This is a genomic window from Streptomyces sp. NPDC006294, from assembly GCF_042870895.1.
GTDB lineage: Bacteria > Actinomycetota > Actinomycetes > Streptomycetales > Streptomycetaceae > Streptomyces.
On sequence record NZ_JBIAHV010000021.1, the window covers coordinates 112322 to 136777 of the forward strand.

Below are 24456 nucleotides of genomic sequence, written 5' to 3' on the forward strand. Positions count from 1 at the left end.
TAGTGCAATGGAGATGGCAATGTCCCGGACCACGGACCCTCAGCACGCGGAAGACCGGACCGCAGAAGGCGAGACTGTGCAGCCTCAGACCGCGGAAGCCTCGTACGAGCCGACCGAGCGGACGATCCCCACCCGCTCCCGGGAGCGCGCGTCCTACGACCGTGAACTGGTGCACTCGATACTCGACACCGCCTACCTCTGCCACCTCGGCTTCGTGCGCGACGGCGCGCCGGTCGTCCTGCCCACGCTCTTCGCCCGCGTCGGCGAGCGGCTGTACGTCCACGGGTCGACGGGCTCGCGGCCCCTGCGGATGGCGGGCGAGGCCGACCCGGGTCTGCCGGTGTGCCTGACGGTGACGCATGTCGACGGCCTGGTGCTGGCGCGCTCCGCCTTCCACCACTCGATCAACTACCGCTCGGTGGTGGTCCACGGCACCGCACGGCAGGTGACGGACGCCGAGGAGAAGCGCACGGCGCTGGACGCGCTGGTCGACCACGCGATCCCCGGCCGCGCCGCGGACTCCCGCCCCGCCGACACCAAGGAGCTGGCGGCGACGGCCGTGCTCCGGCTGGATCTGGCCGAGGTCTCCGCCAAGACCCGCACCGGCGGCCCGAACGACGCCCCGGAGGACCTGTCGCTTCCCTACTGGGCCGGTGTCGTCCCCGTGTCCGTCACGTCGGGCGCCCCTGTCCCGGCCACCGACCTCGGGCCGGCCATCCCGCTGCCCGCCTACCTCTGAACGCACCGGCCCCGCCCCGGACTCGGCGCCCGGGGCGGGGCCGTCGACGTCAGGCCGGGACCGGCAGCCGCCTCCGGGCGGCCGCGCCCCGCGCCTCCGCCGCGGCGAGCCCCGCGACCGCCGTCAGCAGGAGCAGCGTCCCCGCCACCGTGGCCGCCGTCAGCCGCTCGTCCAGCAGCGTCACCGCGATGACCGCGGCGCTCACCGGCTCCAGCAGCATGATCACCGAGACGGTCGCCGCCCGGACCACGGCCGCGCCCGCGAAGTAGAGCGCGTAGGCCAACGCGGTCGGCACGGCCGCGACGTACACCAGCAGCCAGACGACCCGCGCCAGGTCCGCCGTGTGCGGCAGCAGGCCCTCGCCGAGCGCCGTCGGCAGCAGCCCCACGGACCCGATCGCGAAGGCCCAGGCCGTCGTGGACAGCGAGTCCCCGCCGCCCCCGTCCCGGCCGAGCCACCGCGTCAGCAGCGTGATCGCCGCGTAACCGGCGGCCGACAGCAGCGCGAGTGCGACGCCCAGCGGCCGCACCTCACCGCCCTCGCCGCCGAGGACGAGCACACCGAGCCCGGTCAGCGCCCCGGCGACGGCCAGGATCCCGCCGTGGCCCAGCCGCTCGCCCATGGTCAGCCGCGCGCCGACGGCGATGAGTACGGGCCCGGCGCCCAGCGTCACGACGGTGCCGACGGCCAGGCCGGTCGCCTCGACGGCCGCGAAGTAGGCGCTCTGGAAGACGGTCAGCCCCACGCCGGTGCCGACGATGCGCAGGAGCCTGCGCCGTCGCGGCTCGGCGGGCGCGACGGCCCCGCCCGACCGCCGGGCGCGCAGCGCGAGGACGGGAAGGAGGAGCACCAGCCCTCCGGCGCACCGCCAGAACGACAGCGCGAGGGGGCCCAGTTCGCTCACCTCGAAGACGAGGGACGCGGCGGCGCCGGCGGTCCCCCAGGCGAACCCGGCGAAGATCAGATAGATGAGTCCCCGCCCGACGGGGAGACCGGCGGGGAGACCGGCGGACGTACCGGGCGGCATCCCGGCGGACACGTCCGCGGACATGCCGGCAGCGGCAGTTGAAGAGGAGTTCGACACGTGACTTCTCCGTAAGAAGAACGGACGGCTGATGGCTCGAACCGGTCACGCGGGCAGCACCGACCTGCTCGGGGACGACCCGAGCCCGGTCTTCGTGAGAAGAACGTCCGCCCGCGCTAGGCGGCGGGCGGCGGAAGTACGGTCGAATGCATGATCGCCACCCTACGTGGCACGTTTGCCGCCGGACAACTCCCCCGTGCCCGCACCCTCACCGGCCGCCGCGGGCACCGGTTCCGGCCCGCCCGCCGCCACCGGCCCGGACGGCGCCCGAGGCGCCTGGGACTGCGCGATGAAGGCCCCGACGAGGACGACCGCGCCGCCGACGATCTGCGGCGCCGACAGGTGCTCACGCAGCAGCACCCAGGCCAGCACGGTCGCGATGACCGCCTCCAGGCAGGCGACGACTCCGGCCACCTGCGGCGACAGCCGGCGTACGGAGACGACACCGGTGACATACGCGAGCACGGTGGCGATCAGCACGATCCAACCGAGCAGCAGCGCGGCGGGCACCTCCGCGCCCCCCATCTCGGCGGCGCCGGCCAGCAGCGACCAGTCCATGCCCCACGGACGGGCGACGACCGTGAGCACCGCGGCGCCGATGAGGAGTCCGTAGGCGATGACGCCCATCGGGTCGGGGACGTCGTCGCTGTCGCCGCCCTGGGCGGACAGCACGAAGTAGCCCACCTGACAGCACGCGGCGCCGAGGGCCAGCAGCAGCCCGAGCAGGTCGAAGCTGAGTCCCGCCCACACCTCGACGACACACGCGAGCCCCGCGACCGCGAGGACGACGCCGACGGCCGCGGCCCGCGTCACCGGGCGGCGCTGGACGAACCGGACCCAGCCGAGCACGAGCGCGGGCGCCAGGTACTCGATGAGCAGCGCGACCCCGACCGGGATGCGCGAGATCGCCGCGAAGTAGCAGGCCTGCACACCGGCCACGGCCAGCAGCCCGAACCCGGCCAGCAGCGCGGGCCTGCGCCGCAGCAGGGCGCGGTGACGCCAGGCCACCGGAGCCATGACGAGGGCGGCGCCCGCGACCCGCAGCCATACGACATGGAGCGGGTCGAGCCCCGCCTCGATCAGCGGCTTGGCCGCAACGCCTGATCCACCGAACGCGACGGCCGACCCCAGGGCAAGTCCCAGGCCGGCGCTCTTTCCCTGAGACGCCTGCATCGGCACATGATGCCAGGACCGGTCAGTACCGTCACCCCGGTGACACATGTCGAGACAGCTCCGCGATCCGCGCGCCGAGCGGCGATGTGTCGACCCCCGCGCGCCGCAGCACCTCGGCGGCCCGGCAGTCCGGATCGGCGGCGACGCAGGCCAGCACGTCGATCCCCGCCGCCCCGCCCCTGCCGCACCGCCGCGCCCGGTCGAGCGCGCCCGTCATGACGGCCGCGGCGCAGGGCGACCAGCCCGGCGCGTCGGGCAGGGAGACGACGGGCCGGCGCTCGCCGGGTACGGGGGCGGGAAGGCGCCTCGGACGGCCGCCCTCGTGCAGGACGGGCAGCGCACCCGAGTCCTCGACGGAGCCCTGCCAGGCGAGGCCGTAGCCGATACTCCGCTGCACGAGGTACCCGAGGACCCGCGCGACCTGCGCCGGACCGCCGAACACCGCCCTGACGTCGGGGTCCTGTTCCATCAGCGAGTGCAGCAGGTGCGCGGTGTCGATCTGCCGGTCGCCGTCGCGCAGCGCTCTTCTGCGCGCGCCCGTGACCACCGCGGCCAACCCGTCGGTGAGTACGGTTTCGATGTCGGGGCGGGCGGGGGCGGGCTGCTGCCGGGGCAGCCGGAAGACAGGGCTTTGCACATCTCCCACCCCATCAGACGTCCTCGGGCCGGGCGTCCACGCGGGGAAGCATTCACCCCTCCGACCGGAGTCGGGCACACCCGGGCGTTTCCTCCTCCTTACGGATGAGACCGGCTCGAAATGACGCGCCGTCAGTATTGAGTGTTCCGGCCCTCACCGCTACGGTCCGCGGCACCGGAACCCGATACGAAGGGGTGGTCGCATGGCAGAAGTCAGCGCGGAGGCACGCATCGAGGCGCCGGCCGCGAAGGTCTGGGCCCAGCTGACCGACTTCGCCTCGTACGGACGCTGGAACACCACCCACACCAACTTCCCGCAGGGCGGCCCCGAGCCGCTGGAGACGGGCGCCACCTTCGCGGAGAACATGAGGCTGATGGGCTTCCCGGCCGAGGTGACCTGGACGGTGGAGGAGCTGAAACCGGAGCGGGTGCTGGCCATCAGGGGCAAGGGCCCGATGTCCGTCACGGTGGGCACCCGCTATTCGCTGGTCCCGGCCGGGGGTACGACGGCCGACGGCGCGACCGATGTGCGGATCGACGGCGAGTTCACCGGCGCGGCCGTGTCACTGATGGCGGCGAAGCTCAGAGACTCGGCGACCGCGGCGCTCAACGAGTCGCTCCGCAAGCTCGGCGGACTCGTGTCCTGACCTCGCGCACGGCGGGGTGCCGGCCCCGGCACGGAGGAAGGGCCCCGCATGACCGCGGGGCCCTTCGTGCCGCAAAACCCTGGCGGCGCTCAGTGCTCGTCGGCGAGGATCAGATACAGCTTCTTCCGGGCCTCGTTGATGACGGCAACGGCCTTCTGCCGCTGCTCGGCGTCGCCCGTCTTCCAGACCTGGCCGAACGCCTCCATCAGACCGAAGCCGGCCTGCCTGATCTCGTTGACCTTCTCCCAGTCGACGCCGCGCCCGGCCTCTTCCCAAGGAGCCTCCGGCCCCGACTCGGCCTCGGCACGCCCGGTGTCGGTCAGCGTGAACAGCTTCTTGCCGCCCTCGCTCTCCGGGACGATCAGACCCTCGTCCTCCAGCAGCTGGAGGGTCGGGTAGACGGAGCCCGGGCTGGGCTTCCAGGCCCCGCCGCTGCGCTCGTCGATCTCCTGGATCATCTCGTAGCCGTGCATCGGGCGGTCCCTCAGCAGCGCCAGGATCGAGGCGCGCACGTCACCGCGCCGCGCCCTGCCCCGGCCTCCGCCGCGCCCGCGGCCGCCACCGAAGGGCCCGCCGAACGGTGGTCCCCACGGGCCGAACGCGGCTCGCCGGCCCTCGTGCTCGCCGCGACCCTGATGGCCGGGCCCGCAGTGTCCATGACCACGGCCGTGGTCGTGTTCCGGTCCGTTTCCATATGAACGCATCGCTACGCTCCTTCCATCGTTGATCAGTCGCGATACCTCAACGATATATCGGGAACGGTCGATCGACAAGCCCCATCGGGTCCAGCGACCCGGAATTGGCCTTGGCCTGCGGCTTCACGGACGCTCTACGGTCACGCCATGCGGATTCGAATCGTCGACGCCTTCACCGACCGCCCCTTCGCCGGAAACCCCGCGGGGGTCCTGCTCCTGGACTCCGCCGGCTTTCCCGCCGACTCCTGGCTCCAGCAGGTGGCCGCGGAGCTGAACCTCTCCGAGACCGCCTTCGCCCACCCGCTGCCCGCCGGCGGCGACGCGGACTGGGCGCTGCGCTGGTTCACCCCCGCCACCGAGGTCGACATGTGCGGCCACGCCACCTTGGCCACGGCCCATGTCCTGCACACCACGGGCACGGCGACCGGCGCCGTGCGCTTCGCCGCCCGCTGCGGATCCCTCGTCGCGACCGCGCACGAGGACGGCACGCTGACCCTGGCCTTCCCGACCGCCCCACTGACGCAGGTCGAGGTCCCGGACGGCGTGTCAAAGGCACTCGGCGCGAAGGTCCTGTCCGCCCACGACACCGGCCCCCACATCGGGGACCTCCTGGTCGAACTGCCCGACGAAGCCTCCGTACGCGGCCTGCTCCCCGACTTCGCCGCCCTGGTGGAGCACTCGGAGCGCGGCATCATCGCGACCGCCGCCGCGGCCGATCCCCAGGCCGGCTACGACTTCGTCTCCCGCGGCTTCTTCCCCCGGGTCGGCATCGACGAGGACCCCGTCACCGGCAGCGCCCACACGGCCCTCGCCCCCTTCTGGTCGCCCCGCCTAGGCCGCGACGACCTCACCGGCCTGCAGGCCTCCGCCCGCTCCGGCCTGGTCCGCACCACCCTGCGCGGCGACCGCACCCTCCTGACGGGCCGCGCGGTCACGGTCATCGACGGCGAACTCCTCACCGCGCCCTGACGTCGCGACGGGTCGGGTCCGAAGCCTCGGAGCACATGGTTCACGCAGGGCCTCGTCGCCGGATCGCCGGTGGCGCTCACAGGGCTGCCGGTGGCGCTCACGGCGTCGGCAGCCAGCCCACCTTCCCGGCCAGCAGCCCGTAACCGACGAAGGCGACGATGTCGAGCAGGGCGTGCGCAGCCACCAGCGGTCCCACGCGGCCCCAGCGCCGGTAGAGCAGGACGAAGACGACGCCCATGACCATGTTGCCGATGAAGCCGCCGATGCCCTGGTAGAGGTGGTACGAGCCGCGCAGCAGCGAGCTCGCGGCGAGCGCGGACATCGGGGTCCAGCCCAACTGGTCGAGCCTGCGCAGCAGGTAGCCGACGACGATGACCTCTTCCAGCACCGAGTTCTGGAGAGCCGAGAGGATCAGCACCGGGTACTTCCACCACACGTCGGGCAGCGACTCGGGCACCACGGTGAGGTTGAAGCCCGAGGCGCGCGCCAGGAGGTAGAAGGCCAGCCCCGCGCTGCCGATGCCGGCGGCCACCAGCGCGCCCCGGCCGAGGTCCGGCCACGGGCGGGTCCGGTCGAAACCGATGGCCCGTAGGCCGGCCCGCTCACGGATGAGCAGATGCGCCACGAGCGCGACCGGGACCAGCGCCGTCGCGATCCCGAAGAGCTGCCAGGCGAGGTCGAGCCAGGGCCGCCCCGGCGCGAAGGAACCGTTGAGCGTCGCCGCCTGGTCCTTGAGCCCGCCGGGCCTGGTCAGTGATCCGGTGAAGCTGATCAGCGCGGAGACAGCGCTGGCGCCGAGTGACAGCGCGAGTACGAGTACCGTCTCCTGCCGCAGAATTCCGCGCGGAACCGCCTCCCGCACACAGGGTCCGGCCCCGTCTCCCGCCTCCGCCTGCACACCAGCCTCCAGTTGTTCCACCGCGTCGGACGTCACAGCTTGCCCGACGAACCTACGGCGGATTCAGCCAGGTCCTCTCAGGACCCGGCCCCCGGGAAGCCGACCGGCCAGGTGTGCACGGGCTGCCCCTCGCGCATCAGCTCGCAGTAGCGGCGGGTCATGGCCGCCAGCGCCGCCTCCCGCTCGAGGCCCGCCTCGCGGGCGCGGTGGTAGGTGTCCGCCTGCCAGGAGGCGCCGTTCATCCGGCGGCGGCAGCGCCCCTCGATCACGCCCAGATACAGATCCCGGTCGGCGGGCGCCACGTTCCACGCGTCGAGGCCCGCCGCGGCCAGCGGCAGCAGCTCGTCACGGACGAGTTTCACGACGGGGACCCGTGTGACGCCGCCGCGGCCGGGGCGCGGCCACTGGAGTTCGGCGTCGATGCCGTGCCGGCACGCGGCCTCGAAGTTCTCGGCGGCCGCGGCGAAGGGAAGCCGCTTCCACACCGGCCGGGCTTCCTCGGCGAGCGCCCGGACGAGGCCGTAGTAGAACGCGGCGTTGGCGATCACGTCGGTCACCGTCGGGCCGGCGGGCAGCACCCGGTTCTCCACGCGCAGGTGCGGGACGCCGTCGACGACCTCGTACACCGGCCGGTTCCAGCGGTAGATGGTGCCGTTGTGCAGGACCAGCTCCTTCAGCCGCGGCGCCCCGCCGTCCTCGAGCACCCGCAGCGGTTCCTCGTCGTCGCAGAAGGGGAGCAGCGCGGGAAAGTAGCGGATGTTCTCCTCGAAGAGGTCGTACGCGGAGTCGATCCAGCGCTCGCCGAACCAGGTCCGCGGCCGGACCCCCTGCGCCTGCAACTCCGGCGGGCGCGTGTCGGTGGCCTGCTGGAAGAGCGGTGGCCGCGACTCGCGCCACAGCTCCTTGCCGAAGAGGAACGGCGAGTTGGCACCGAGGGCCACCTGCACCGCCGCCACCGCCTGCGCCGCGTTCCACACGTCCGCGAACCGGCCGGGGGTGACCTGGAGATGCAACTGCACCGAGGTGCAGGCCGCTTCCGGCGCGATCGACGACGATGTGCACGTCAGCCGCTCCACTCCCTCGATGTCCAGGGTGAAAGCCTCGCCACGCGCCGCCACGATCTGGTCGTTGAGCAGCACATAGCGGTCGACGTCGGAGAGGTTGGCCGCGGAGACCAGGTCCTCCTGCGCGAGGGTCGGAAGAATTCCGATCATCACGATCCCGGAACCGGTCTCCTGCGCTTTCCGGTCGGCATATCCCAACCCGGTATGCAACTCCTCCGCGAGCTGGTCGAGCACCCGGCCGCCCAATCGGTGCGGGACGATGTTCACTTCCAGATTGAACATTCCCAGCTCGGTCTGGAAATCGGGACTCGCGATACGGGAGAGAACCTCGGCATTCATCATCCGCGGCATGCCGTCCTGGCCGGCGAGATTCAGCTCTATCTCGAGCCCCATCAGATTCCTGGGCCGGTCGAACCTCTTCTCGTCCAGCAGCCGCCCCAGCCCCGTCAGGCACTGCTGCAGCTTCCTTCGGTACTGTTGCCGGTCGGACAGGTCGAACCCGTCCGACTCGACCTTCTCCCCCATCGGAGCGTCCCTCCTGGAGTGGGCATCACGCGGCGTGGACCGCTCACGTCACGGACGATAATGCCCAGACTCATTGATCCATAACGTCCCCGCGGAGGGACCGCTGCCGGTAGGCTGGAGTCAGTACCCCGTCGGCACATTCCTCCGGCATGACGCAGTCGGCATTTTCCGGTATCCGAGTCGTGAAAAACACCGTCCGGATTCGGCCTACCACGCCGGAGTCGAACCCGCAGGCCGCAGCCCCGAAGGGCATGAAAAGCCGTCCAGGGACCGTACAGAACGGACCGGTTTCCGCCTTGCCAGAAATACCCACGACGGCTAGCGGAAACATTAAGTGAACACGTGTCGTATAAACTCCGCGAGGGCAGTGAGTTGGCATCCGGTGTCTTCCGGCCGCTCACCGTCCCGCACGCTGACAGTGCCGTCCGCACCTTCACGCATCACCGTGTCTCCTGAGTGAGAGGCGACCCACCATGCCGCTGCATGTCCTCCCGGCCCCCGCGCCTGCCTTGCGCAGCGTCCTCGCAGCACTCGGTTCACCCACGGCCGTGTCCGAGGCCCGTACCCCCGCTCTGCGGTCCGTCCAGGGACCACTGAGCGCCGAACTGCCGCTGCCTGTCCATGTGCTGGACCGGATAGCCCCGAGCGGCGCCGCCCCGCTCACCCGGCTCACCGGCTGGCGCTTCCTGATCCGCAGCGGCGATCGTGCCGTGGCCGCCGCGGACACGATGCTCACGCCCGACGGCTGGGCCTTCTCCCATTTCTTCGAAGGGCCCTACCTCGACTCGACCGAACGCGCCCTGCGCCAGGCCGAGTCCATGGGATCGCCCTTCCAGCCGCGGCTGCTGTCCGTACCCGAGCTCTACATGCTCACCCTCTGGCTGCACCGCGACCCGGAGGCCGACGCGGCCGCCGGCACGCCGCAGCCGTCCGACGTCCTGGTACCCCTGGCGCCCGCGCCGCCGGGCATCGCGGCCCACCGGCCGCACCGGGTCGCCGAACTGCTGCCCCTCCTGACGCTGCGCCTGGCGCCGCCCCGGCTGCTCGACTCGCCGGCCGCCTGACCGCAGGACCCGCCGATCCGCCGATCCGCCGGGAAGAACGGCCCGGTACGCCCCGCGACCGCCCGGTCGCGGGGCGTACCGGCGCATCGGCACCGGCCCGTTGTGACTAGTCACCCCAGGCCACTGAGAACCACCCGAAAGGACCGCCCCCGTGAGCTGAACCGTCCGCGCGGGTGATGCGTCATCAATCTATAGAAAGAGCTGCCGTGAAATGCCTGCGGAGCGACGCCCGCAGGGGAACACTGGGACTGAACCGAGAGATACGGGGGGCGGCCATGAACACCTCATCGAGCCGCACGACACTCACCACAACGCAGCGAAAGAACCTACCCATGTGCCAGCACCAGCCAGCCTGTCCCACCTCCGACTCAGCAGACCGTGAGGCGGCGCGCCTCGTGGCCCACCATCCGGAGCAGGGCTGGAGCCTGCTGTGCAACGGCGTCCTTCTCTTCGAGGACACCGGCGAACTGCTGCCCGACGGCCAGATCATCGCCCCGCGCCGGCCGCGCGCCGCGGGCCCGCTGATGACGGCCGCCTAGGAACCGCCCGTAGCAGCACGGCGGTCCTACCACAGCCGTCCGCACCACAGCCCGTACGACGAAGGGGCCGGCCCGGAGATCCCTCTCCGCACCGGCCCCCGACGCATCCCCCGTGCGGCACGCGTCAGTTGTCGTAGTCCTCCAGCGGCGGGCAGGAGCACACGAGGTTGCGGTCGCCGAAGGCGCCGTCGATACGGCGCACCGGCGGCCAGTACTTGTCTGCGGCGCTCACCCCGGCCGGGAAGACGGCCTCCTCACGGCTGTAGCCGTGGTCCCAGTCGCCGCCGAGCGCGGCGGCCGTGTGCGGGGCGTTGCGCAGCGGGTTGTCGTCCGCGGGCCACTCACCCGACGCGACCTTCTCGATCTCGGCACGGATCGCGATCATCGTGTCGCAGAACCGGTCGAGCTCGTTCAGGTCCTCGCTCTCGGTGGGCTCGATCATCAGCGTTCCGGCCACCGGGAAGGACATGGTCGGCGCGTGGAAGCCGTAGTCGATCAGACGCTTGGCGATGTCGTCGACGCTGACGCCGGTCGCCTTCGAGAGCGGACGCAGATCCACGATGCACTCGTGCGCCACCAGCCCGGCCGGACCGGTGTAGAGCACCGTGTAGTGCGGCTCGAGACGCTTGGCGATGTAGTTGGCGGCGAGCACGGCGACCTGGGTGGCGCGCTTGAGGCCCTCGCCGCCCATCAGACGCACGTACGCCCAGGAGATCGGCAGAATGCCCGCGGAGCCCCAGGGGGCGGCGGAGATCGGTCCGACGCCCGTCTCCGGACCCGCGGTCGGCTGCAGCGGGTGGTTCGGCAGGTAGGGCGCGAGGTGGGCGCGCACGCCGACCGGGCCGACGCCGGGGCCGCCGCCGCCGTGCGGGATGCAGAAGGTCTTGTGCAGGTTCAGGTGCGAGACGTCGCCGCCGAACCGGCCCGGCTTGGCCAGACCGACCAGGGCGTTGAGGTTGGCCCCGTCGACGTACACCTGGCCGCCGGCGTCGTGCACCTGGGCGCAGATGTCGGCGACGTGCTCCTCGAACACCCCGTGCGTCGACGGGTAGGTGATCATCAGCACGGAGAGCTCGTCGCGGTACTGCTCGATCTTGGCGCGCAGGTCCTCGACATCGATCTCGCCGTCGTCGGCCGTCTTCACGACGACGACCTTCATGCCGGCCATCACGGCGCTGGCGGCGTTGGTGCCGTGCGCGGAGGACGGGATGAGGCAGACGGTCCGCTGGTCGTCCCCGTTGGCCCGGTGGTACGCGCGGACCGCGAGCAGACCGGCCAGCTCGCCCTGGGAGCCCGCGTTGGGCTGGATGGAGACCTTGTCGTAGCCGGTGACCTCGGCCAGCCGCTCCTCGAGCTCCTGGATCAGGGTCAGATAGCCCTGGGCCTGCTCCACCGGGGCGAAGGGGTGGATCTGGCCGAACTCCGGCCAGGTGACCGGCTCCATCTCGGTCGTCGCGTTCAGCTTCATCGTGCAGGAGCCGAGCGGGATCATGCCGCGGTCCAGCGCGTAGTCGCGGTCGGCGAGCCTGCGCAGGTAGCGGAGCATCGCGGTCTCGGAGCGGTGCTGGTGGAAGACGGGGTGCACGAGGTACTCGTCGTCGCGCAGCAGGGCCGCGGGCAGCGCCTCCACGCCGGCCGCGTCCAGGGCCTCGATGTCGCCCTCGACACCGAAGGCGGCCCAGACGGCGGCCAGCTGGGCACGGCCGGTGGTCTCGTCACAGGCGGCGGAGACGTGGTCCGCGTCGACGAGACGCAGGTTGACCCCGCCCTCGCGTGCGGCGGCGACGACGTCGGCCGCCCTGCCGGGCACCCGGGCGGTGACGGTGTCGAAGTACGAGCCGTGCACGACCTCGACACCACCGGCCCGCAGTCCCTCGGCGAGGATCGCGGCGTAGCGGTGGGTGCGCCGCGCGATGGTCCGCAGCCCCTCGGGGCCGTGGTAGACCGCGTACATGCCGGCCATGACGGCGAGCAGCACCTGGGCGGTGCAGATGTTGCTGGTGGCCTTCTCACGGCGGATGTGCTGCTCACGGGTCTGCAGCGCCAGCCGGTAGGCCCGGTTGCCGTCCGCGTCGACGGAGACGCCGACGAGGCGGCCGGGCAGGCTGCGGGCGAACGTGTCGCGCACGGCCATGTAACCGGCGTGCGGGCCGCCGAAACCCATCGGGACGCCGAAGCGCTGGGTGGTGCCGACCGCGATGTCCGCGCCGAGCTCACCGGGCGAGGTGAGCAGCGTGAGAGCGAGCAGGTCGGCGGCGACGGTGACGATCGCCCCGAGCTCGTGCGCCTGGTCGATGACCGGCTTGAGGTCCCGTACGGCGCCCGAGGCGCCCGGGTACTGCAGCAGCACACCGAACACGCCGCGCTCGGCGATCTCGGCGGGGATTCCGTCGCTGAGGTCCGCGGTGACGACCTCGACACCGGTCGGCTCGGCGCGGGTCCCGATCACGGCGACGGTCTGCGGCATGGTGTCGGCGTCGATCAGGAAGACGCCGTTCTTCACCTTGCCGACGCGGCGGGCCAGCGACATGGCCTCCGCGGCCGCGGTGCCCTCGTCGAGGAGCGAGGCGCCGGAGGTGGGCAGCCCGGTGAGGTCGGCGACGACGGTCTGGAAGTTCAGCAGCGCCTCGAGCCGGCCCTGCGAGATCTCGGGCTGGTACGGCGTGTACGCCGTGTACCAGGCCGGGTTCTCCATGACGTTGCGCAGGATGACCGGCGGCGTGAACGTCCCGTAGTAGCCCAGGCCGATCATGGGCGCGAGCACCTGATTGCGGTCCGCCAGTATGCGCAGCTCGGCCAGGACCTCGGCCTCGGTGCGCGCGTCGGGGAGGTCGAGTGCCTCGGCGCTCTTGATGACGTCCGGCACGGCGGCGGCGGTCAGCTCGTCGAGCGAGCCGTAACCCACTTGGGCGAGCATCTTGGCCTGGGCACCGGCGTCGGGCCCGATGTGCCGCTGCTCGAACGGGATCCCCTGCTCCAGCCGGGAGAGCGGAATACGGTTGGCGGTCATGGTGGGAGGCCTCCTGGTCTTCGCGACCTGCGAGGGGCATCACGGCGCGGATGCCCGGACGGCCTCCCCCTCTGTCATCTCGACCTGAGAGCTTCACCGGGCGTCGCTCAGCGACCTCCCGGCTTTCACCGTCGGTGAGAGCGGATGCCGTCCGACGCCCGCCCTGCTTTCCAGAGTGACCTCGTCCGTGCGGTACAGGTGCCTGAGAGATTCCGGGGAGGATTTGCTCCTTCGGCGCCTCCGGAATTCTCACCGGAGGACTCTCCCGCACAGGGTCAGCAGCCGCTTGCCAGGGTACCAGCGCGGTCCGCTCGCCATCGCTCGAGTGGCCGACACCCGGGATGTGGCCTTTTGTAGTCGTTGGGGAGCAGTTGCGACCAATTGGAGGGACCGTGCAGACCGACATCGATCCGCGCAGCCTGATAGGCCGCAAGGCGTTCGACCGCAACGGCACCAAGATCGGGACCGTTGACGAGGTGTATCTGGACGACGCCACGGGAGTCCCCGAGTGGGCGGCCGTGCGGACCGGCCTCTTCAGCCGGGACGCGTTCGTCCCGCTCGAGCCGAGCGAACTCGTCGACAACACCCTTCGTGTCCCGTACGAACGCGCACTGATCAAGGACGCCCCCGATTTCGGCGTGGGCCGTCATCTCTCGCCCGAACAGGAACTCCAGCTCTACCACCACTACGGCCTCGACCTCTCCGGCCCTCCCCCGTCCCCGGCCCCCGCCTCCGGCGACCGCTCCTTCGGCCGCGTCGCGGGCCAGGAGGACTGACCCCCGGGACGCGGCCCCGCCCTCACACTCTTCCCGGCCCCGGCGCGCGACCTGGCGCGCCGGGGCCGTGCGCCGTCCGGGGGCCGCCCCACCGGTCAGGCCCGCACCGCCCGCCCGCAGGGTGGGCCTCCCGGGCCCGAGGCCCCTGCAACCGGCTCCCCACCCGGCTCTCCGGGGTCGCCGGGTGCGTGCGCCGACTGCGCCGTATCGGATCGGGGCGGGGCGACGGGGTCGGCCTCGGGCCTCGCACGAGGTCCGACGGAGACTTCGGCTAGGGCGTCGGGGCTGCCCGCAGCTCCGACGACCGGACCGGTCGCGGGGCCGGCGCAGGCCTCGGCCTCCGGCCCTGTCGCGAATCCGGCAGCGGCACCGACGCAGGCGTCACCCACGACAACGGGGGCGGGTCCACCCTCTGGCCCGACCACCGGCGTCTGCCCCACCGGGCCGCCCGCACCCGGCTCGACCAGCGGCAGCGGATCCGCCGCCTCCAGTTGCTCGTCCTCCACTCGGAACGTCCGTACCCGCCCCGGCGGCGACCACGGTTCCTCGAAGCGCACGGTGACCCGGCCGACACCGCTGCCCTGGACCCAGCCCGGTCCGTACAGCGCGTGGCGCACGTCCTGGCCCGCGGCCCAGCGACGCTCCGCCGGCTCCTCCCGGCTGCCCGGGTCGAGGGCTTCGGTCGCGTGCGGCTCGGCCGGCGGGGCCGGGTCCTCCGCTGAGACGGCGGCGGAACCGGCCTCCGCCGCTGCCTGCGCGAAGAGGTCCTCCTGTGTGTAGTCCGCGAGCCCGGTGACGCCGACCCCGAGCAGACGCACCCCGCCCGTGGTGTCCACCGACTCCAGCAGCCGCCCCGCGGCCTCCCGCACCACCGCGGGATCGTCCGTCGGCCCGCGCAGCGTCTCCGAGCGCGTCAGCGTCGAGAAGTCGTAGCGCCGCACCTTGAGCACGATGGTGCGGCCGGAGTGGCCGCTCGCCCGCAGCCGCTGCACGCATCGCTCGGCGAGCCGCTCCACCTCGATCCGCACCCGGACCCGGTCGTGCAGGTCGACGTCGAACGTGTCCTCCACCGACACCGACTTCGCGTCCCGCTCGGCCACCACCGGCCGGTCGTCGTGCCCGAGCGCCATGCGGAACAGGGACGTCCCGTGCGCCCGGCCGAGCAGCCGCACCAGCTCGTCCTCGCCCGCCCCTGCCAGGTCCGCGACCGTCGTCATACCGGCGCGGCGCAGATGCTCTCCGGTGGCGGGCCCCACGCCGGGCAGGATCCGGACCGACATCGGGCCGAGCAGCGCACGCTCGGTGCCGGGCTCGATCAGGACCAGACCGTCCGGCTTGGCCTGCTCGGAGGCGATCTTGGCGATCATCTTGGAGCCCGCGAGCCCGACCGATCCGGTGAGGCCCGTCACCGCTCGTATGTCGGCGCGCAGCCGTTCACCGGTCGCGCGGGCGGACACAGTGTCGTCGGCGGCTCCACCGGCCTCCAGGTCGACGAAGGCCTCGTCGAGACTCAGCGGCTCCACCAGCGGCGAGAGCCGCCCGAGCAGCTCCATGACCTGCTCGCTCACCGAGCGGTAGAGGGAGAAGCGCGGCACGAGATACGCAGCGTTCGGAGCGAGTCGCCGGGCCTGCGCCATCGGCATGGCGGAGTGGACGCCGAATCGTCTGGCCTCGTACGACGCGGTGGCCACGACACCCCGCGGACCGAGTCCGCCGACGACCACGGGCTTTCCGCGCAGCGAAGGCTTCGCCGCCTGCTCGGCGGCGGCGAAGAAGGCATCCATGTCGAGATGCAGGATCGTCGGCGCGGTTCTCACATCTCCGATGCTCCCGCACGCCACTGACAATCGGGAGCTCCGGACACGTCAGACGGCCCGGTCGCGTCTGCGTCTCGCCAGTTCGTCGGCGGGGTTGTGGCCGACCAGGGTCTCCCCGGTGTCGACGCGCTCGCCGTGCAGCTGTGAGAGCGCCGCCTCGACGTCCCGCCACACGACACCGACGGCGATGCCGAACACGCCCTGGCCTCCTTGGAGCAGCCCGACCACCTCGTCGGGAGAGGAGCATTCGTGGACCGTCGCCCCGTCGCTCATCAGCGTCATTCGCTCGAGGTCCCTGAACCCGCGGGCACGCAGGTGCTGGACGGCCGCGCGGATGTTCTGGAGCGCCACGCCGGTGTCCAGGAAGCGCTTGACGATCTTGAGTACGACCACGTCGCGAAAGCTGTAGAGCCGCTGGGTGCCGGAGCCGTACGCCGACCGGACACTCGGCTCGACCAGACCCGTGCGCGCCCAGTAGTCGAGCTGCCGGTAGGTGATGCCCGCGGCCGCGCATGCGGTCGGTCCGCGATAGCCGATGGTGTCGGTGGAGGGCACGGCCACGCCGTCGTGCAGCGGATACGGCCCGCTTTCCACCGGACCGGGTCCGGGGCCGCCCCCAGCCGTACTGTCGCCGCTGCTTCTCACGCCGACCTCCGTCCTTGACCTGCCACCTCGAAGGTAGGGAGTCACCAGGGGTGCGTCAACGATCGCCACACTCGGCACGCCGAGTGATAATCACCCTGAGAGTGGTTTCTCGTGCCCCGATCCCGGGAAAGGCTACTCGAATGCGCTGACGCGGAAGCGCCGAGCGGCGCCCTCTGCCGGAACCGTCACCGGTCCGCAACCCTCACTGGTTGCTCGAGCCGAAGTCCTCGGGTGAGATCTGGTCGAGGAACTCGCGGAACTTCTCCACCTCGTCCTCCTGCTCGTCCGGGATCGCGATGCCGGCGTCGTCCAGCACCCCGTCACTGCCGTAGATCGGCGTGCCGGTGCGCAGGGCCAGCGCTATCGCGTCGGACGGCCTGGCGCTCACCTCGACCCCGCTGGCGAAGACCAGCTCCGCGTAGAAGACGCCTTCGCGCAGGTCGGTGATGCGGACCTGGGTGAGCTCCTGGCCCACCGCCTCCAGCACGTCCTTGAAGAGGTCGTGGGTCAGCGGCCTGGCCGGTGCCATGCCCTGCTGTGCGAAGGCGATGGCGGTCGCCTCCCCGGGGCCGATCCAGATGGGGAGGTACCGATCGCCTCCCACTTCACGCAGAAGCACGATCGGTTGGTTCGAGGGCATTTCGACCCGGACACCCACAACGTCGAGCTCGTTCACACAGCAACCCTAGGACGTGCGCGACCGGTTTGGGTAGTCGGGTTGGTCCAAGATCAGGGGACCCGCACTCCGAGGGCGGTCCGCACCAGCGCCGCATGCAGCCTCACGGACAGGGTCACCAGCTCTTTGGTGGTCGCCTCGGCATGCGCTCTGGTCTGCGGATTACGGTGTCGGCGCAGCGGCGCGACCAGCTGCTCCACGAGCCCGGCCTCCCGCTCTGCGGACGCCTTCATGGCGCGAAGGTGCCTCGGTTCCAGACCGAATCTTCCCAGCTCCGCGACGAGCCGGGCGACGGTGGCGGCCTCGGCGTCGTAGGAACCGCTCCCGTCCGGCGTCAGCAGACCGTACGACTCCCACTCGACGAGCTGCTCCTCGCTGACCTCGGCGGCGGCCAGCAGGGCCGCACGGCTGATCCGGCCCGCGGTCGGGCGGTCGGCCTCCGGCTCCCAGCCCGCGTCGACAGGCTCGTGCTGCTCCCGGTACGCCCCCTGCACGGGCAGCGGGACGCTCTCGCCCCGCTCCAGGGCGTCCAGCTGCTCGCGAATCACCTTCAGCGGGAGGTAGTGGTCACGCTGCATCCGCAGCACGAGCGCGAGCCGCTCGACGTCCTGGGGGCTGAACTTGCGGTATCCGGAGGGCGTACGGCTCGGTTCGACCAGCCCTTCGGCCTCCAGGAAGCGGATCTTGGAGATCGTCACTTCGGGAAACTCTTCGCGCAGGTGCCCGAGCACCGCGCCGATGCTCATCGGGCGGTCACCCGCGGCGGCGGCGCCGTGACCGGCGCCGCCCGTCGGTGTTCGCAGCATGTACCTTCCCTGGGTGTCCCCCGGGTGGAGCCTGGGGGAGGATCACGCGCCCCGCTGGCTCCCGTAGAAGACCAGCCGGTACTTGCCGATCTGTACCTCGTCGCCGTTGGCCAGGACCACGGAGTCGATCCGCTCCCTGTTCACGTACGTGCCGTTGAGGCTGCCGACGTCGGAGACGGTGAAACCGCCGTCCGCGTCCCGGCGGAACTCCACGTGCCGGCGCGAGACCGTGACGTCGTCGAGGAAGATGTCGCTCTGCGGGTGGCGGCCGGCCGTCGTCAGGTCGCTGTCCAGGAGGAAGCGGCTGCCGGAGTTGGGCCCCCGGCGGACGACCAGCAGCGCCGAACCGAGCGGCAGGGCCTCGACGGCGGCCTGGGCCTCCGGCGAGAGCGAGGGGACGGCGGTCTGGCCCGTCACCTCGGAGTCGTAGGCCTCGATACCGGAGATGGAGATGGTCGAGGTCGTCTCCGACGCGCGCTCGGCGGGTGCTCCGCCCCGCAGCGGCGCACCGCAGTTGGAGCAGAACCGGCCGGCCTCGGTGTTCCGGTGGCCGCACCTCGTACAAACCGGCAAACCCGCCATGGACGGATCCTCCTGCCGCGGCTGCCCCGCGTGGGGATTGGTCGCATACGGGTCGGAGGCGAACCCTCCACCCGTACTTGAGGTTGATGGTTCCCCGAAACCTATGCCTCCGGCACCGGCGGGGTCAACAGACGACGCGCCCTGTCCGCCCGAATTGTCCCCACCGGGAACCTCGTCGCGGAACAGCGGACGCTCGCCCGGCTGGTCCTCGCTCTCGCCATGACGCGGCGCGCGATGGCGGGCCTCGCCGTCCTCGCGTGCACTCTTGCCGAACCACTTCGCAAACAACTTCACGGGCGTTTCCCCTTGACCGAAATAGACCCGCCCGTGGGGCAGGACGAACCCTCAACCAACACACCTGCCGACCCGGACACCCTCACAACGTCCGTATCCACCAGACAGTTTCCACCACGCGCCACAAGTCGGATGCGCCGACCCCCGGCAATCGTCTGCCCCGGCCCCACCGTCCCCATGTTCCCCTGATTCACTGCGGTGACGACCGAGCGTAGTCAGGCCGTTCCGCCGACCGCAAGGCGTCGACAATGATCTTGTCCGAGCGCTCGACGGTGGCCGTGGCCTGCTCCTTCTCCAACGTCTGCACCACGCCGCCCGGGATGTTCAGGGCCGGCTCCAGGTCCTGAGGTTCACCGATGACCTCGAAGGTGTACGGCGCGTTGATCCGCTTGCCGTCCACCTCTATGTCACCGGCGGTTCCCGAGAAGAAGGTGCTCGCGACGACCCGGGTGCCGTTGACCTGGATCGCCTCCGCCCCGGCAGCGCGCAGCTCCTGGATCGTGTCGAGGAGCTTGTCCGAGTCCACGGTCCGCGCCGGATCCTGGATCGTCAGCGTGATGCCGGGCCCCTGCGCGGCGACGGTGCCGGCCAGGATGCCGAGCTGCTGCTCCTTTTCCTGCGTCTGCTTCCGCGCCTCTTCCGCCTGGTCCGAACTGTTCTCGAGCTCGGTGCGCTGGTCCTCGAGCCGCTGCTTCTCGTCCTCGAGCCGCTGGGTGCGGTTGTCGAGTTCGTCGAGGATGCGGACCAGGTCCTCCTGGCGGGCGCCGCGCAGCGCGCTCTCGTCGCTGTTGGACCGGACCTGGATGGCCAGGCCGAGTCCCAGGACGAACAGCAGCACCGCGACGATCAGTTGGGCTCGCGTCACCCGCGGCGGCCACACCGCCGCGGCCAGCCGCCGGCGGCCGGTGAGCGGTCCGTCGCCCGGCGGTCCGGGTTCCTGCGCGCCGGATTCCTGCGTACCGGATCCCTGCGTACCGGCGGCCGGCTGCGCCTGTGGGAGCGGCTGTGCCTGCCGCGGCTCGTCCTTCGGCTTCTCTTCGCTGTTCATGCGGTCACGCCCGGAAGACATGCCTGCGGATGGCCGCGGCGTTGGAGAAGATCCGGATGCCCAGGACGACGACCACACCGGTGGACAACTGGGCGCCGACGCCCAGCTTGTCCCCCAGGAACACGATCAACGCGGCCACCACGACGTTCGACAGGAACGAGACGACGAAGACCTTGTCGACGAAGATCCCGTCGAGCATGGCCCGCAGACCGCCGAAGACGGCGTCGAGCGCGGCGACGACCGCGATGGGCAGGTAGGGCTCGACCACCGCCGGCACCTCGGGCCGGACCAACAGGCCGACCACGACTCCCACCACGAGGCCCAGTACGGCGATCACGTTGTGCCCTTCTCTGTTTCGGCCGTGCCCGGTCCGCCGCGCTGCCCCGCGCCGGCCGTCTCCGGCTCTGCTGTTCGTACGATCAAGCTCGGCGCCGCGGGCAGCGTCACCGTCTGCTCGGCGGAGAGGGTGGTACGGATCCCGAAGTCCTCTTTGAGCGCCTGCAGATAGAGCCCGTCGGCGCTCCCCTGGAAGGCGCTGCGGAGCCTGCTCCCGTCCCCCACCGCGAGCACCGTGTACGGCGGCACCAGCGGCCTGTTGTCGACCAGTATGGCGTCGCCGGCCGCGCGGATCGCCGACAGGGCGGTCAGCCGCTGACCGTTGATCGAGATCGCCTCTGCGCCCGACTCCCAGAGCCCGTTCACGACCCGCTGCATGTCCCGGTCACGGACGCGTCCGGTGTCCGAGAAACCGCTGCTCTCCCGCGGACCGCCACCCCCCTGGTCGGTGTTCTTGGCGTCGTCCACGACGAGTTTCACGCCCGGCCCCTGCACCTCTGTGGCCCCGGCGAGCAGGGAGACCGTCGCGCCCTGCTCCCCGCCCGGGGTGTTGAGGGCCTTGCGCTGCCGCTCCTCCACGTCCTTCCGCAGGGCCTCGACGTCCTGCTCCAGGGCGTCGGCGCCGTCGGTCTGCTCGTGGACGCGGTCGATGAGCTCCTCGCGTTCCTTCGCGAGCACGGGTGCCGCGACCTGCGCCTCGGCCGCTCCCAGCGTGACCACGGCGGCCGCCAGCACGAGACCGGCGGCCAGGCCGAGCTTGGCGCGCAGCGTACGGGGAAGCCCGCCGCCCTCGGCCCGGCGGGCCGACGCCTCGGCGTAGCCGTCGTCGAGGCTGTGCTCCATGACATTGGTCAGCAGCGACATGGACGCGTCAGGGCGCGCGGGCGGTGTGCCTGTGCTCCGAACGTGGGGCTGCTCCGACATGCCGCACATCGTCGCACGTCGCAACCCCTACCGCCGAATGGCCCCACCGGTGCGCCGAGGGGGCGCCCGCAGGCGCCCCCTCGGCCGACCGGACTCCCGGTCAGTGACCTGCGCTGTCCACGACCGACGACCATTCGTCGAGCAGCGCCTGGGCCGACGCGTCGTCGGGCCCTTCCGCCCACAGATGGGTGACGGCCTCCGACGGGTCCGGCAGCACCATCACCCACCGGCCGTCCGCCTCGACCACCCGCACACCGTCGGTGGTGTCCACGTGCCGGTCGCCCGCGGCCTCCACCACCCGCCGCATCACGAGCCCCTTCACGGCCCACGGGGTCGCGAGGTCCCGCTTGAGCACATGGGCCCGCGGGATCCGGGCGTCGATCTGGCTCAGCGTGAGCTGTGTACGGGCGACCAGACCGACGAGCCGTACGAACGCGGCCGTGCCGTCGAAGACGCTGCTGAACTCCGGCACGATGAAGCCGCCACGGCCGTCACCGCCGAAGATCGTGGTCTCCTCCCGGCCCACCCTGGTGAGGTCGTCGGGCGACGTGGTCGTCCACTCCACCTGCGTGCCGTGGTAGGCGGCGACCTGCTCGGCGATCCTCGTCGTCGTCACCGGCAGTGCCACGCTGCCGCTGCGCCGCTCCGCGGCGACCAGGTCCAGCAGGACCAGCAGCGCCCGGTCGTCCTCCACGATCCGCCCGCGCTCGTCGACGAGGGAGAGCCGCTCACCGACCGGGTCGAAGCGGACGCCGAAGGCCGCACGCGCGGAGGCGACGATCTCCCCGAGCCGGACCAGACCGGACCTCCGGGTGTCGGCGGTCTCCGTCGGCCGCGACTCGTCGAGACCGGGATTGATCGTCAGGGAGTCGACCCCGAGACGCCCGAGAAGGCTCGGCAGGACCAGACCGGCGCTGCCGTTGGACGCGTCGATGACGACCTTGAGCCCCGCCTCCGCGATTCCCGTGGTGTCCACGTTGCGCAGCAGGGAGCCCGTGTACGAATCGAAGACGCTGGACGGGAAGTGCAGGTCGCCGATCTCGCCCGGGAACGCCCGGCGGTACTCCTGACGCGCGTACACCCGGTCCAGCTTGCGCTGCCCGGCCTGCGACAGGTCCGCTCCCCGCTCGTCGAAGAACATGATGTCCACGGAGTCGGGCACACCCGGCGACGTACGGATCATGATGCCGCCCGCACTGCCTCTGGCCGTCTGCTGGCGGGCCACGGGCAGCGGCACGTTCTCCAGGTCGCGTACGTCGATGGCGCTGGCCTGCAGCGCCGAGATCACCGCCCGCTTCAGCGCCCGCGCACCACGGGAGTGGTCACGTGCCGTGGTGACCGTGGCGCCCTTCTTCAGGGTGGTGGCGTACGCGCCGGCCAGGCGCACCACGACCTCGGGTGTGATCTCCACATTGAGGATTCCGGAGACGCCTCTGGCGCCGAAGAGATGCGCCTGCCCCCTGGACTCCCAGATCACCGACGTGTTCACGAACGCGCCGGCCTCGACGGTCTTGAACGGGTACACACGGACGTTGCCCTGGACGATCGATTCTTCGCCCACCAGGCACTCGTCACCGATGACCGCGCCGTCCTCGATGCGCGCGGCTCTCATGATGTCGGTGTTCTTGCCGATGACGCAGCCGCGCAGGTTGCTCTGCGGACCGATGTAGACGTTGTCGTGGACGACCGCCTTGTGGAGGAAGGCTCCGCTCTTGACGACCACGTTGGATCCGACGACCGTGTGCTCGCGGATCTCCACGTCGGCCTCGACCTTGGCGTAGTCGCCGATGTAGAGCGGGCCGCGCAGGACCGCGTCCGGGTGGACCTCCGCCCCTTCGGCCACCCACACTCCGGGCGAGATCTCGAAGCCGTCGAGCTCGACGTCCACCTTCCGCTCCAGGACGTCGGCCTGGGCCTTGACGTAGCTCTCGTGGGTGCCGACGTCCTCCCAGTAGCCCTCGGCGACATAGCCGTAGATCGGCTTGCCCTCCTTCATGAGCTGCGGGAACACATCGCCGGACCAGTCCACTGGCACATCGGCCTCGACGTAGTCGAAGACCTCGGGCTCCATGACGTAGATGCCGGTGTTGACGGTGTCGGAGAAGACCTGTCCCCAGGTCGGCTTCTCGAGGAAGCGCTCGACCTTTCCTTCTTCGTCGACGATCGTGATGCCGAATTCGAGGGGGTTCGGAACGCGGGTGAGGCAGACGGTGACCAGCGCGCCCTTTTCCTTGTGGAAGGAGATGAGGTCGGTCAGGTCGAAGTCGGTGAGTGCGTCACCAGAAATCACGAGGAACGCGTCGTCCTTGAGCGCTTCCTCCGCGTTCTTCACACTGCCGGCAGTTCCGAGTGGCTTCTCCTCGTGGGCGTAGGTGAGCTCCATTCCGAGCTCTTCGCCGTCGCCGAAGTAGTTCTTCACCAGCGAGGCGAGAAATTGCACGGTGACAACGGTCTCGGTGAGCCCGTGCCGCTTGAGCAGCCTCAGCACATGCTCCATGATCGGCCGGTTCGCCACCGGAAGGAGCGGCTTGGGCATGCTCGAGGTCATGGGGCGAAGTCGTGTACCTTCGCCGCCAGCCATCACGACGGCCTTCATGTCGGAAGCGTCCTCCTTGAAGAGACGACGGTCAGCCGACTTCACCCGTCCAAAGTGCCCACTGGTGACGTGTGGTGACACGCGCGGCCGGCAACGCTGCGCGCTACCACACCGACGAGTTCAATCGGCCATTGTGTCCGCTTTGACGAGACGGCGGACCTGGACCACATAGAGGATCCCTGCCCACCAATAGAGAGTTGTACCCCATCCTGCGAACGCCCATCCGAAAATCGCCGCGAGTGACGCAAGCCACCCTGTCCCGTCACTCAGGAGCAGCAGGGGGAACGCATACATGAGGTTGAAGGTGGCGGCCTTGCCGAGGAAGTTCACCTGCGGCGGCGGATAGCCGTGCCGGCGGAGGATTCCCACCATCACGAGCAGCATCAGCTCGCGCGCCAAAAGGGCCGCGGTCAGCCAGAGCGGCAGAATCTCCCGCCAGGTCAGCCCGAGGAGGGTGGAGAGGATGTAGAGCCGGTCCGCAGCCGGATCGAGGATGCGTCCCAAGCGGCTGATCTGGTTCCATCGGCGGGCGAGTTTGCCATCCAGATAGTCGCTGATGCCGCTCAGCATCAGTACCAGCAATGCCCAGCCGTCGCTCTCGGGGCCGCCGAACACAGGGCGGAGAATCAGCCACAGGAAGAGCGGCACGCCGACGAGACGCGCCATGCTGAGGATGTTGGGGATGGTGAGTACCCGGTCCGTCTGAACGCGGGTCTCCTGGACCTCCACCCGGGTGCCTCCTGTGGGAAACGTGCCGACTATGCCCCCTGACCCTACCTGGACGCGGCGCCGGCCGGAGCGGGGGGTGTGCCAGTGCACCGGTCGTGAATGGGTCCGGAACGCAGAAAAGCCCCGCACCAGAGGTGCGGGGCCTTCCCACAATAATTGTTCGGCGGCGTCCTACTCTCCCACA

The 24456-nt window shown here is 71.0% G+C and carries 23 protein-coding genes and 1 riboswitch; of the genes, 6 read left to right on the forward strand and 17 right to left on the reverse strand.

Annotation, left to right across the window (positions count from 1 at the left end):
* Nucleotides 1-19 precede the first annotated feature (19 nt).
* Complete coding sequence (locus ACFYOP_RS30105; RefSeq protein ID WP_388453472.1) at nt 20-739, forward strand: pyridoxamine 5'-phosphate oxidase family protein; 720 nt, start codon at nt 20-22, stop codon at nt 737-739.
* A gap of 49 nt (nt 740-788) precedes the next feature.
* On the opposite strand, the gene ACFYOP_RS30110 is transcribed toward ACFYOP_RS30105, so the two are convergent.
* The 3 genes from ACFYOP_RS30110 to ACFYOP_RS30120 all read right to left on the reverse strand — a co-directional run bounded on the left by ACFYOP_RS30110 (nt 789) and on the right by ACFYOP_RS30120 (nt 3633).
* Complete coding sequence (locus ACFYOP_RS30110) at nt 789-1790, reverse strand: DMT family transporter (protein WP_356897004.1); 1002 nt, start codon at nt 1788-1790, stop codon at nt 789-791.
* A 195-nt stretch (nt 1791-1985) separates the two neighbouring features.
* Entirely contained in the window at nt 1986-2996 is a 1011-nt protein-coding gene (locus ACFYOP_RS30115; RefSeq protein WP_356897006.1) for an EamA family transporter, read from the reverse strand.
* A 31-nt stretch (nt 2997-3027) separates the two neighbouring features.
* Entirely contained in the window at nt 3028-3633 is a 606-nt protein-coding gene (locus ACFYOP_RS30120; RefSeq protein WP_356897008.1) for a Clp protease N-terminal domain-containing protein, read from the reverse strand.
* A gap of 202 nt (nt 3634-3835) precedes the next feature.
* Here ACFYOP_RS30120 and ACFYOP_RS30125 point away from each other — a divergent pair, with 202 nt between their 5' ends.
* Nucleotides 3836-4279 (forward strand): SRPBCC family protein, encoded by a 444-nt coding sequence (locus tag ACFYOP_RS30125; RefSeq protein WP_356897010.1) that lies wholly within the window; start codon nt 3836-3838, stop codon nt 4277-4279.
* Between the two features lie 89 nt (nt 4280-4368).
* Here the strand turns inward: ACFYOP_RS30125 and ACFYOP_RS30130 are convergent, their stop codons facing one another.
* Complete coding sequence (locus ACFYOP_RS30130) at nt 4369-4983, reverse strand: PadR family transcriptional regulator (protein ID WP_356897012.1); 615 nt, start codon at nt 4981-4983, stop codon at nt 4369-4371.
* A gap of 138 nt (nt 4984-5121) precedes the next feature.
* Here ACFYOP_RS30130 and ACFYOP_RS30135 point away from each other — a divergent pair, with 138 nt between their 5' ends.
* A complete protein-coding gene (locus tag ACFYOP_RS30135) occupies nt 5122-5943 on the forward strand; it encodes a PhzF family phenazine biosynthesis protein (protein ID WP_356897014.1) in 822 nt (273 codons plus the stop codon).
* Nucleotides 5944-6040: 97 nt separating this feature from the next.
* On the opposite strand, the gene ACFYOP_RS30140 is transcribed toward ACFYOP_RS30135, so the two are convergent.
* Entirely contained in the window at nt 6041-6841 is an 801-nt protein-coding gene (locus tag ACFYOP_RS30140) for a CPBP family intramembrane glutamic endopeptidase (RefSeq protein ID WP_388453492.1), read from the reverse strand.
* A gap of 77 nt (nt 6842-6918) precedes the next feature.
* Complete coding sequence (locus ACFYOP_RS30145; protein ID WP_356897016.1) at nt 6919-8430, reverse strand: glutamate-cysteine ligase family protein; 1512 nt, start codon at nt 8428-8430, stop codon at nt 6919-6921.
* A 473-nt stretch (nt 8431-8903) separates the two neighbouring features.
* On the opposite strand from ACFYOP_RS30145, the gene ACFYOP_RS30150 reads away from it, so the two are divergent.
* Both ACFYOP_RS30150 and ACFYOP_RS30155 read left to right on the forward strand, forming a co-directional pair.
* Nucleotides 8904-9494 carry a hypothetical protein gene (locus ACFYOP_RS30150; protein ID WP_356897018.1) on the forward strand — a complete coding sequence of 197 codons (591 nt, stop codon included), beginning with the start codon at nt 8904-8906 and terminating at the stop codon, nt 9492-9494.
* A gap of 332 nt (nt 9495-9826) precedes the next feature.
* On the forward strand, nt 9827-10033 hold the full coding sequence (locus tag ACFYOP_RS30155; protein ID WP_356897020.1) for a DUF5999 family protein: 207 nt from the start codon (nt 9827-9829) through the stop codon (nt 10031-10033).
* A 124-nt stretch (nt 10034-10157) separates the two neighbouring features.
* Here the strand turns inward: ACFYOP_RS30155 and gcvP are convergent, their stop codons facing one another.
* Nucleotides 10158-13043 carry an aminomethyl-transferring glycine dehydrogenase gene (gcvP, locus tag ACFYOP_RS30160; protein ID WP_356897022.1) on the reverse strand — a complete coding sequence of 962 codons (2886 nt, stop codon included), beginning with the start codon at nt 13041-13043 and terminating at the stop codon, nt 10158-10160.
* 180 nt (nt 13044-13223) lie between these two features.
* A riboswitch (glycine riboswitch) is annotated at nt 13224-13321 on the reverse strand.
* Between the two features lie 114 nt (nt 13322-13435).
* Here gcvP and ACFYOP_RS30165 point away from each other — a divergent pair.
* Nucleotides 13436-13819, forward strand: coding sequence for a PRC-barrel domain-containing protein (locus tag ACFYOP_RS30165; RefSeq protein ID WP_356897024.1), 384 nt, complete (start codon nt 13436-13438; stop codon nt 13817-13819).
* A 95-nt stretch (nt 13820-13914) separates the two neighbouring features.
* Here ACFYOP_RS30165 and ACFYOP_RS30170 read toward each other — a convergent pair whose 3' ends face one another.
* The 10 genes from ACFYOP_RS30170 to ACFYOP_RS30215 form a co-directional block, all read right to left on the reverse strand.
* Nucleotides 13915-15636 carry a DNA polymerase IV gene (locus ACFYOP_RS30170; protein ID WP_388453482.1) on the reverse strand — a complete coding sequence of 574 codons (1722 nt, stop codon included), beginning with the start codon at nt 15634-15636 and terminating at the stop codon, nt 13915-13917.
* A gap of 48 nt (nt 15637-15684) precedes the next feature.
* Entirely contained in the window at nt 15685-16230 is a 546-nt protein-coding gene (locus tag ACFYOP_RS30175; protein ID WP_356897026.1) for a MerR family transcriptional regulator, read from the reverse strand.
* Nucleotides 16231-16483: 253 nt separating this feature from the next.
* On the reverse strand, nt 16484-16957 hold the full coding sequence (locus ACFYOP_RS30180) for a bifunctional nuclease family protein (protein ID WP_005320145.1): 474 nt from the start codon (nt 16955-16957) through the stop codon (nt 16484-16486).
* Nucleotides 16958-17010: 53 nt separating this feature from the next.
* Nucleotides 17011-17763 carry a MerR family transcriptional regulator gene (locus ACFYOP_RS30185; protein ID WP_356897028.1) on the reverse strand — a complete coding sequence of 251 codons (753 nt, stop codon included), beginning with the start codon at nt 17761-17763 and terminating at the stop codon, nt 17011-17013.
* A 42-nt stretch (nt 17764-17805) separates the two neighbouring features.
* Complete coding sequence (locus ACFYOP_RS30190; protein WP_356897052.1) at nt 17806-18681, reverse strand: FHA domain-containing protein; 876 nt, start codon at nt 18679-18681, stop codon at nt 17806-17808.
* A gap of 148 nt (nt 18682-18829) precedes the next feature.
* Nucleotides 18830-19687 carry a DUF881 domain-containing protein gene (locus ACFYOP_RS30195; RefSeq protein ID WP_356897030.1) on the reverse strand — a complete coding sequence of 286 codons (858 nt, stop codon included), beginning with the start codon at nt 19685-19687 and terminating at the stop codon, nt 18830-18832.
* Nucleotides 19688-19691: 4 nt separating this feature from the next.
* Entirely contained in the window at nt 19692-20024 is a 333-nt protein-coding gene (locus ACFYOP_RS30200) for a small basic family protein (protein ID WP_003970459.1), read from the reverse strand.
* Nucleotides 20021-20947 (reverse strand): DUF881 domain-containing protein, encoded by a 927-nt coding sequence (locus ACFYOP_RS30205; protein ID WP_356897032.1) that lies wholly within the window; start codon nt 20945-20947, stop codon nt 20021-20023. The genes ACFYOP_RS30200 and ACFYOP_RS30205 overlap by 4 nt, the downstream gene beginning before the upstream one ends.
* Nucleotides 20948-21047: 100 nt before the next feature.
* Nucleotides 21048-23543: a mannose-1-phosphate guanyltransferase gene (locus ACFYOP_RS30210; protein ID WP_356897034.1), complete on the reverse strand. Its 2496-nt coding sequence runs from the start codon at nt 23541-23543 to the stop codon at nt 21048-21050.
* A gap of 120 nt (nt 23544-23663) precedes the next feature.
* Nucleotides 23664-24272 (reverse strand): CDP-alcohol phosphatidyltransferase family protein, encoded by a 609-nt coding sequence (locus tag ACFYOP_RS30215; protein WP_356897036.1) that lies wholly within the window; start codon nt 24270-24272, stop codon nt 23664-23666.
* Nucleotides 24273-24456: the final 184 nt, after the last annotated feature.